At 66.2% G+C, this 8,795-nt stretch carries 7 protein-coding genes and 1 pseudogene; 3 read left to right on the top strand and 5 right to left on the bottom strand.

Translation table 11 applies throughout. From position 1 onward, the window contains the following. Positions 1–163: 163 nt before the first annotated feature. From ACXMYJ_RS22045 to ACXMYJ_RS22035, 3 genes and pseudogenes are all read right to left on the bottom strand, one after another. Positions 164–721 (bottom strand): annotated as a pseudogene (locus ACXMYJ_RS22045) (phospholipase effector Tle1 domain-containing protein); the annotation flags it as partial. Between the two features lie 159 nt (positions 722–880). Further along, the gene (locus ACXMYJ_RS22040; protein WP_443189027.1) at positions 881–1,624 is read right to left on the bottom strand and encodes a cutinase family protein; all 744 of its coding nucleotides are present in this window, start codon (positions 1,622–1,624) and stop codon (positions 881–883) included. A 306-nt stretch (positions 1,625–1,930) separates the two neighbouring features. After that, a complete protein-coding gene (locus tag ACXMYJ_RS22035; protein WP_260753144.1) occupies positions 1,931–2,707 on the bottom strand; it encodes an SDR family NAD(P)-dependent oxidoreductase in 777 nt (258 codons plus the stop codon). Positions 2,708–2,820: 113 nt separating this feature from the next. On the opposite strand from ACXMYJ_RS22035, the gene ACXMYJ_RS22030 reads away from it, so the two are divergent. Then, positions 2,821–4,302 carry an FGGY-family carbohydrate kinase gene (locus ACXMYJ_RS22030; protein WP_443189028.1) on the top strand — a complete coding sequence of 494 codons (1,482 nt, stop codon included), beginning with the start codon at positions 2,821–2,823 and terminating at the stop codon, positions 4,300–4,302. A 4-nt stretch (positions 4,303–4,306) separates the two neighbouring features. Here ACXMYJ_RS22030 and ACXMYJ_RS22025 read toward each other — a convergent pair whose 3' ends face one another. Together ACXMYJ_RS22025 and ACXMYJ_RS22020 are read right to left on the bottom strand one after the other, a co-directional pair. Further along, complete coding sequence (locus ACXMYJ_RS22025; protein ID WP_443189029.1) at positions 4,307–5,098, bottom strand: SDR family NAD(P)-dependent oxidoreductase; 792 nt, start codon at positions 5,096–5,098, stop codon at positions 4,307–4,309. After that, positions 5,095–6,132, bottom strand: a complete 1,038-nt coding sequence (locus ACXMYJ_RS22020) for a sugar-binding transcriptional regulator (RefSeq protein ID WP_443189030.1) — start codon at positions 6,130–6,132, stop codon at positions 5,095–5,097. The genes ACXMYJ_RS22025 and ACXMYJ_RS22020 overlap by 4 nt, the downstream gene beginning before the upstream one ends. 117 nt (positions 6,133–6,249) lie before the next feature. Here ACXMYJ_RS22020 and eltD point away from each other — a divergent pair, with 117 nt between their 5' ends. Together eltD and ACXMYJ_RS22010 are read left to right on the top strand one after the other, a co-directional pair. Next, positions 6,250–7,338, top strand: a complete 1,089-nt coding sequence (eltD, locus tag ACXMYJ_RS22015) for an erythritol/L-threitol dehyrogenase (RefSeq protein ID WP_260753138.1) — start codon at positions 6,250–6,252, stop codon at positions 7,336–7,338. A 65-nt stretch (positions 7,339–7,403) separates the two neighbouring features. Beyond that, positions 7,404–8,783 carry an extracellular solute-binding protein gene (locus ACXMYJ_RS22010; protein WP_260758141.1) on the top strand — a complete coding sequence of 460 codons (1,380 nt, stop codon included), beginning with the start codon at positions 7,404–7,406 and terminating at the stop codon, positions 8,781–8,783. Positions 8,784–8,795 lie beyond the last annotated feature (12 nt).

Here is an 8,795-nt window from a genome sequence, read left to right as displayed (position 1 = left end):
CGGCGATCTGGACCGCGGTCGCGCCCGAGGCCGTGCGCACCCGCCGAATCCACACCATCCAGGCAGCCTACTGACCCAAATTAGTGCCTAGCAGGGGCACTAAGCGGAGACATCACCCCAGCTCAAGGCACCGCCACCCTACAAAACTGACCAAAGTGACCCAACTCAGGTCATGAAACTTGTACTTCTTTCTCGTGAGGCCCGGCGCTCCGAGCGCGCCGACAGTGTCGAAGACACCGAGAAAGCGAAAGCCGGGTTCGTCGGAGCCGCGGTAGGTCGAGGCACGGAACTCCTCGATCTCGGTGGTGGTGGTGCCGTCGCGAGGCCGTCGACGGTAGATCTCCATTGCATTCAACAGGCGGTTTTGCACGACGCCCGGCGGGTTCAGCAGACCGATTCGGGCGATCATCCCGACCAGGCTTCGCGCGGTGTATGCGCCACGGCTGAAACCGAAGACGAAGATCTGATCGCCCGGCCGATAGTTCAAAGCCAAGAACCGGTAGGCGCCGATGATGGCATTGTCCAAGCCCACCCCGAACGCGCCGCCAACGATACGATCAGCGAATCCATTGGTGCCCACTCCATTGGAGGAGAAGACCAACTGGTTTGTGCCATCGGTGGCTTGAGTCCGTACCGCGCGGGCGATCTTCTCGATATTGGACACCAGCGGGTCGTCTGAACGCTTCCAGGTGCCGTCGCAGCAGATTACGAGCCGTCGCATAGCGTGTTCTCCCGTCCTCTCCAGGACCAGCATCCGCGCTCAAGCCACTGTCGTCGCAAGTAGTGCGCTACCCGAATCTGCCTGGCGTTTCGACGGAGTCTGTGCACAGCGGGGAGGGGCATCAGCGTCGCGCCATCCCGGCGGGGTACTAGGTGTTCGTCACTGTGCCAGTTGGGGGAAGGGCTCATTGAGGGTATGGTTCGCCAACTGACCGACGGCGAACGTCGCCGCCTGGTCCGCCATACCGTCGACCGCGTACTGCTGGTGCGGCGCGCTGGAACCGGACGGCGGGGCACCCGAGCAGACGGTGTCGCCGGGTGCGCACAACTCGAGGGCTCTGGAGGCATATGCGGGCCCGACATCGATGTCGAGGGCACCGTACTTGACTGCCGACCAGCCCGCCGGCATGCCGAACAGCACCACCGCGGCGACATTGTCGGCGACGTCGGCAGGTATCGGAAGGGGAGCGGCTCCGGCGGGCACGCCTGCGGGCAGCACACCTGAAGTGGTCAGCGCCGTCACAACGGCGCCCTGTGAATATCCACCCAGAATCATGTGGGTGTTCGGGCATGCCGAGACCACGCCGCGCAGATGGTCGGCCTCGTCGCGCACGCCTTCGGCGACGTTCATCGTGAAGACGGAGCCACCGGTGAAGTTGCTGCTCGCCGGATAGTTCACGCCGTGGACGCCCACCGTCCGGGGAACCACCTGCGCTCGGAGTGCGTCGACGAATCTCTGGCCGACGCCACCGACCCCCGGCGGCTCGGCGGTGCCCCGGGCGAACACGACACCGATGTCGGGGCACGGTTGCGAGCCCGCCACGGGAATCATGATCGGTAACGCGGCCACAGCCAGGGCCATCGCGCCGACGAGGCGCCCCAAGGTCCGCAGGCAAACTGTCATAGATTCCCCCTACCCCTGCACAGAACTATCTCAGAAGCGGACTCCGTGCGGAGCGTTCTCGCGCGCCCGATTCGACAGTGCTCACGATGCTGTGACCGCCGGCCACCGGTAATCTTCATCGGCACCCGCGTCGGGGGTGTTACACCTGGCGTGTCCCATCTCACGACACGTTCAACGGCGCTGCGGTTCCTCGAGCCAGGCCCCGGATTCGTCGAGGCGGCGATGTCGATTCGTTGCCGGAGAACATCATTGGCCGGTGTTGGCAGGTTATCCCGGATTTTCCGGTTGTCACCGCCGGTCAGTGGATCACTTGGGTGGCATACGGATTCCGCCGTCGACCCGGACCACTTCGGCGTTCATGTACGAGTTGGTGATCAGCTCGACGACCATCGAGGCGAGTTCCTCGGGTTTGCCCAGCCGGCGCGGGTAGAGAACCGATTCGCCGAGTTTGGCTTTGAACGCCTCTGACTCCGGCCCTTCGCCGTAGATGGGCGTGTCGATCAGGCCCGGGGCCACGGTGTTCACCCGAATTCCGACGGCGGCGAGGTCGCGGGCCACCGGCAGGGTCAGCCCGACGACGCCGCCCTTGGACGACGAGTAAGCGGCTTGGCCGATCTGCCCGTCGAATGCCGCCACACTGGTCATGTTGACGATGGCGCCGCGTTCGCCGGACTCGGTGAGATCGAGCCGGCTCATCGCCGTCGCCGCCAGCCGAATGCAGTCGAACGTGCCGACCAGGTTGATGGCCAGCACCTTCTTGTAGGCGTCGAGGTTGTGCGCCGACGCGAACTCGCCATCCTTACCGATGGTCCTCTGCGCCCATCCGATTCCCGCCGAGTTGACGAGCACGCGTAGCGGACCGAGGTCGACCGCGGTGTTCACCGCGTCTTCGATCTGAGCGGTGTCGGTGACGTCGACGCTGACAAACACGCCGCCGATCTCGTGTGCCAGCTCCTGCCCACGTTCTGCCTGCAGATCAGCTACGACGACGCGGGCTCCTTTCGATGCCAGCAGCCGGGAAGTCGCGGCGCCGATACCCGATGCTCCACCGGTGACAATTGCACTTGTTCCTGTGACGTCCACGGCGTGAGTGTAGATCAGCGGTGATCCGCCCGAGCAAAGCCGAAGCCGGGAATCCTCGCCACCGGCCCGCCACCTGCCGGGGAATCGCCACGCTCGCACCGTAGGGTGCAGTAGTGGACTTGCTGCTCGGAATCGACATGGGGACGGGAAGCACGAAGGGCGTTCTGGTCGACACTAAGGGCACGGTCATCGCGTCCAAGTCCGTCCCGCACGGGATGGATCTGCCCCGCCCGGGCTGGGCCGAGGTGGATGCCGAAGCGGTGTGGTGGCGGGAAGTGTGCGCCATCAGCGCCGCGCTGGCGGCACAGGTGCCCGTCGGTGCGAGGCTGGCCGCGATGTGTGTCAGCGGTGTAGGCCCCTGCCTGCTGCTGTGCGACGCGGACTTACGTCCGCTGCGGCCGGCCATACTGTACGGCATCGACACCCGAGCCCACGCCGAGATCGCCGCGCTGACACAGGAACTGGGCGAACAGGCCATCCTCGATCGGGCGGGAACCCTGCTGTCGAGCCAGGCGGTCGGGCCCAAGATCGAGTGGGTGCGCAGCCACGAGCCACAGGTGTTCGAGACGGCGACGGGTTGGTATGGCTCCAATTCCTACATCGCCGCCAAGCTGACCGGTGAATACGTGATGGACCATCACACCGCCAGCCAGTGCGACCCGCTCTACGCCACCCGCGATTTCGACTGGAACCACGAGTGGGCCGGACGCATCTGCGGACATTTGCCGCTTCCGCGGCTGGTCTGGCCCAGCGAGATCGTCGGTGAGGTGTCGGCGACCGCCGCACGCGAGACCGGGTTACCGGCCGGGCTGCCGGTGGTCGCGGGCAGCGTGGACGCCTACTCCGAGGCCTATTCGGTCGGTGTCCGCCGGCCAGGTGACCAGATGCTGATGTACGGCTCCACCATGTTCCTGGTGCAGATGATCGACGAGTACCACAGCGACCCGACGCTGTGGACGACCGCGGGCGTGGAGCCGCGCAGCCTGGCGCTGGCCGCAGGCACCTCCACGGCAGGAACCCTGATCAGTTGGCTTCAGGCCCTGACCGGTGGGGTCTCCTTCGACGAGCTGACCGCCGAGGCGCTGGCTGTGCCGCCGGGCAGTGAAGGGCTGCTCATGCTTCCCTACCTGGCCGGTGAGCGGACCCCGGTGTTCGACCCGCAGGCTCGCGGCCTGCTGGCCGGCCTGACCCTGCGTCACGGCAGGGGGCACCTGTTCCGGGCGGCCTACGAAGGGATCGCCTTCGGGATCCGGCAGATTTTGGAACGCTTCGACGACGCGCATTCAGGCACCCGCACCGTCGCCGTCGGCGGCGGGCTGAAAAGTCCGGTCTGGGCGCAGGCGGTCAGCGACGTGACCGGTCGCTCACAGCTGGTGCCCGAACAGGCGATCGGGGCGAGCTACGGCGGCGCGCTGCTGGCCGCCGTCGGCGTCGGCCTAGTACCGCCCGATACGGACTGGGCCACTATCGCCCGGGAAATCACACCCGATCCGCGCAACCGGGCGATGTATGACCAGCTGTACCGGACGTGGGCGCAGTTGTATCCCAGCACCCGTGATCAGATGCATCGCCTTGCCGACGTCGAGTCGATCTGACCGGTCAACCCATCGTGTAGCCGCCGTCGATGGCGATCTCGACACCGTTGATCATGCTGGCGGCGTCTGACGACAGGAACACCACCGCGTCGGAAACCTCGTGGGGAACGGCGAAGCGGCCCAGAGGGATCCGGTTGAGCATCGGGGCTGCCTTGGCGGGTTCGCCCCACACCCGTTGCCCCATCTCGGTGAGCACCACCGTCGGGCACACCGAGTTGGCGCGGATCCCGTGCGGGCCCAGCTCGCGCGCGAGGACCTTGGTCGCCATCACCAGTCCCGCCTTGGATGCGCAGTAGGCGTAGTGGTCGGGGAGCGGGGCGAGCGCAGCCGCCGAAGCCACGGTGACGATCGCGCCCCCGGTGCCCTGCTCGACCATGTGCGCTCCCACCCGCGCCGCGAGCAGTGCAGGTGCTCGCAAGTTGACCGCGATCGTGGCGTCGAACAGATCCGGGTGGGTGTCGACGACCGCTTCGGGGTGCGAGATGCCGGCGTTGTTGACCAGGATGTCCAGGCCGCCGAACGCGTCTGCGGCCATCCGGGCGAGGGTCGCCGGACCGTCCCGATCGGCCAGATCGACAGCGGCCGCGAACGTTCGGATACCGAACTCGTCGTGCAGCGCCTGACCCGCGCGGTTGAGTTCGTCCTGATCGCGCCCGCTGAGCACCAGGTGCGCACCGGCCGAGGCGAACGCGCGGGCGATGTCGGCGCCGATGCCCTTGCTCGCGCCGGTAACCAACGCGCGCTTGCCATCCAGTCGTTGCACGCCGGCATACCTGGCAGCGGCCGCAGTCGTCACGAACCCTCCTCGGTCGAGTTGATCTCGTTGAGCAGTGCCTCTGCGGTGGCGGGATCGGTGACGAGCCGGTTGAAGTAGCCGCCGCGCGCCCCCGCGGTGATCGAATCGACCTTGTCCTTGCCCACAGCCACCGCGATCGTCACCGGAATATGCTGCAGCGCTTCCAGTTCCAGTGCGATCAACCGCTCCATACCTTCGAACGCGACCGGGTCGCCGTTGCGGTCGTAGAAGCGGGAGCACACATCGCCCACCGCGGAGCGAAGCGAGGTCGAGTCGGTGGGTACGAACTGCGGGATGTCGGAGCGGGTCAGAGGAGGGGCGCCGACACCCATGAGCGCGCAGCGGGCACGTGGCCACTGGTGCAGGACACGTTGGATGCTGGGGTCCTCGAGAAGTGACTGGTACAGGGCCGGGCCCGGAAGCGCCGGTGCGAAAAGGTAATTCGCGCGTCCGCCGACCCGATTGGCGACGAGCCGGGTGATCTCGTTGGTCTGGTACCACTCGTAGGGCTGGTCGTTGCCGCCGACCGTCGGTGCCACCACGACCCCGGGTAGCGGGGTGAGCTCGTACTGGGCCAGTTCGTAGACCGTCCGTCCCGAAGAGACCAGCAGGACATCCCCGGGCAGCAGGCCCGCTTCACTGAGAGCGCGGGCCGTCGCGGGTGCCAGCACCCGCCCCATCACGTCGACCACGCTACGGCCCGGTCCGGGCGCCGGCATCGGGGGCGACAGGTACACGGTGTTCAGGTTGAGTGCGCGCGCCAGCCGGTCGGCCAGCTCCTTGGGCTGGGCGTCGGCCGGTGCGACGACCTCGATCCGCACGATGCCCTGACGTTTGGCCTCGGCGAGCAATCGGCTGACCGTCGCCCGGCTGGTTCCGAGTTGCGTCGCGATCTCGGCCTGGGTCGCGTCGTCCTCGTAGTACAGCCGCGCGGCGGTGTAGAGCAACGAGGGGGAGAAGTGACTGCCTTCGCCGTCGGCCGCCACGCCATCTGTTTTCGCAGCGGAGGGGGTGGACTGAGCCGGCCGGGGCATGGCACAGAGTATGACATCGAACATCTGCTCTGAAAAGAATTTTCCTGAACAGACGTTCTGGACAGATGTGCACGGGCTCCGCTACTGTGACTGCGAACACAGATGGAGGAACCAGCGATGGCCGCTCAGATCCCGGAGAAAATGCAGGCAGTTGTCTGTCACGGGCCCCACGACTACCGACTCGAAGAGGTCGCCGTACCGCGGCGCGGGCCCGGCGAGGCCTTGATCAAGGTCGAGGCGGTCGGCATCTGTGCCAGCGACCTCAAGTGCTACCATGGCGCGGCGAAGTTCTGGGGCGACGAGAACCGGCCTGCGTGGGCCGAGACGATGGTGATCCCGGGCCACGAGTTCGCGGGCCGGGTCGTCGAACTCGACGACGAGGCCGCGCAGCGGTGGGGAATCGCCGTCGGCGACCGGGTGGTCTCCGAGCAGATCGTGCCCTGCTGGAAGTGTCGGTTCTGTAAGCGTGGCCAGTACCACATGTGCCAGCCGCACGACCTCTACGGCTTCAAACGGCGGACCCCCGGGGCGATGGCCAGCTACATGGTGTATCCGGTAGAAGCGCTGGTGCACAAGGTTTCCGGTGACATCGCACCGCAGCACGCAGCCTTCGCCGAACCGCTGTCGTGCTCGTTGCACGCCGTCGAGCGGGCACAGATCCTGTTCGAGGACACGGTCGTGGTGGCCGGATGCGGCCCGATCGGTCTCGGGATGGTGGCCGGCGCTCGCGCCAAGAACCCGATGCACGTGATCGCCCTGGACATGGCGGCCGAGAAGCTCGAGCTGGCCAAGGCGTGCGGCGCCGACATCACGATCAACATCGCCGAGCAGGATGCCGTCGCCATCGTCAAGGAGCTCACCGGCGGTTACGGTGCCGACGTGTACCTGGAGGGGACCGGGCATCCCTCGGCAGTCCCGCAGGGGCTCAACCTGTTACGCAAACTCGGCCGCTACGTCGAGTACGGGGTGTTCGGCAGTGACGTATCGGTGGACTGGAGCATCATCAGCGACGACAAGGAGCTCGACGTCCTGGGTGCACACCTGGGACCGTACTGCTGGCCGGCCGCGATCAAGATGATCGAATCCGGCGTCCTGCCCATGGACCAGATCTGCACCCATCAGCTTCCGCTCGCCGAATTCCAGAAAGGGCTGGACCTGGTGGCCAGCGGCAAGGAATCGGTCAAGGTCTCCCTTATCCCGGCGTGAACGAAGGACATTCGATGAGTCGCTTCCCCAACTCTGCGCGCGGACCTCAGTTCTCGCGCAGGCAGATGCTCGCGGCGCTCGGCGTGGCCGGGGCGGCAGCGGCCAGCGTGCCGGTGCTGAGCTCGTGCGGCGTCGGGGGCAAGGCAAGTGCGCCCAACGGCGCCGACGCCGTCACCGGCGGGTTCGACTGGCGCAAGGCCGCCGGATCCACGATCAACATCCTGCAGACCCCGCACCCCTACCAGCTGTCCTACCAGCCGCTGCTCAAGGAGTTCACCGAGCTCACCGGCATCAATGTCAATGTGGACCTGGTTCCGGAGGCGGACTACTTCACCAAACTCAACACCGAGCTGGCCGGCGGCTCCGGCAAGCACGACGCCTTCATGCTGGGGGCCTACTTCATCTGGCAGTACGGCCCTCCGGGGTGGATCGAGGATCTCGACCCATGGCTGCGCAACAGCGCGGCGACCAGCGCGGAGTACGACTTCGAGGACATCTTCGACGGCTTGCGCACGTCCACCCGCTGGGACTTCACGCTGGGCCACCCGCTGGGCACCGGCGGGCAGTGGGCGATCCCGTGGGGCTTCGAGAACAACGTGGTCGCCTACAACAAGCGCATCTTCGACGAGAAGGGCATCACGAGACTTCCCGACAACCTCGACGATTTCATCCAGCTGGCCGTCGATCTGACAGACCGCTCGGCCAACCGCTACGGCATCGCCACCCGCGGATCCAAGTCGTGGGCCACCATCCACCCAGGGTTCATGACGCAGTACACCCGCGAAGGCGCGGTGGACTACACCTGGAACGGCTCCGAGTTGGTGGCGGAGATGGACAGCGACAAAGCCATCGATTTCACGAAGAAGTGGATCGAGATGCAGCACAAGGCTGGGCCGACCTCCTGGACGACCTACGACTACCCCAATGCCACCGGCGATTTGGGTGACGGCACCGCGATGATGGTCTTCGACGCCGACAGCGCCACCTACCCCAAGAACAAGCCGGGGGCGAGCAAGGAGGCCGGCAACCTGGCCTGGTACGCCGGACCAGCCGGGCCGGATGGCAACTACAAGACCAACCTGTGGACGTGGAGTTGGGCGATGAGCGCCAACTCGCGCAACAAATTGCCTGCGTGGTTGTTCATCCAGTGGGCGACCGGCAAGGAGTCGATGAACAAGGCCGTCGAAGGCGGCACGTACGCCGATCCGGTGCGCAAGTCGGTGTTCGACACCACGTTCAAGCGGGTCGCCGCCGACCAGTTCGGCTACCTCGAGGCGTTCGAGACCGTCATCGGAGAGTCGAAGATCCAGTTCACGCCGCAGAAGAAGTTCTTCGACACCACCCAGAACTGGGCGGTGGCGCTGCAGGACATCTACGGCGGAGATGACGCGGCGACGCGCCTGCGCAGCCTCGCCAAGACCAACACGTCCAAGGTCAATCTCTAGGAGCCGCGGCAC

It is taken from the genome of Mycobacterium sp. ZZG (assembly GCF_054786995.1).
This window is presented reverse-complemented; position numbering and strand designations above follow the sequence as displayed.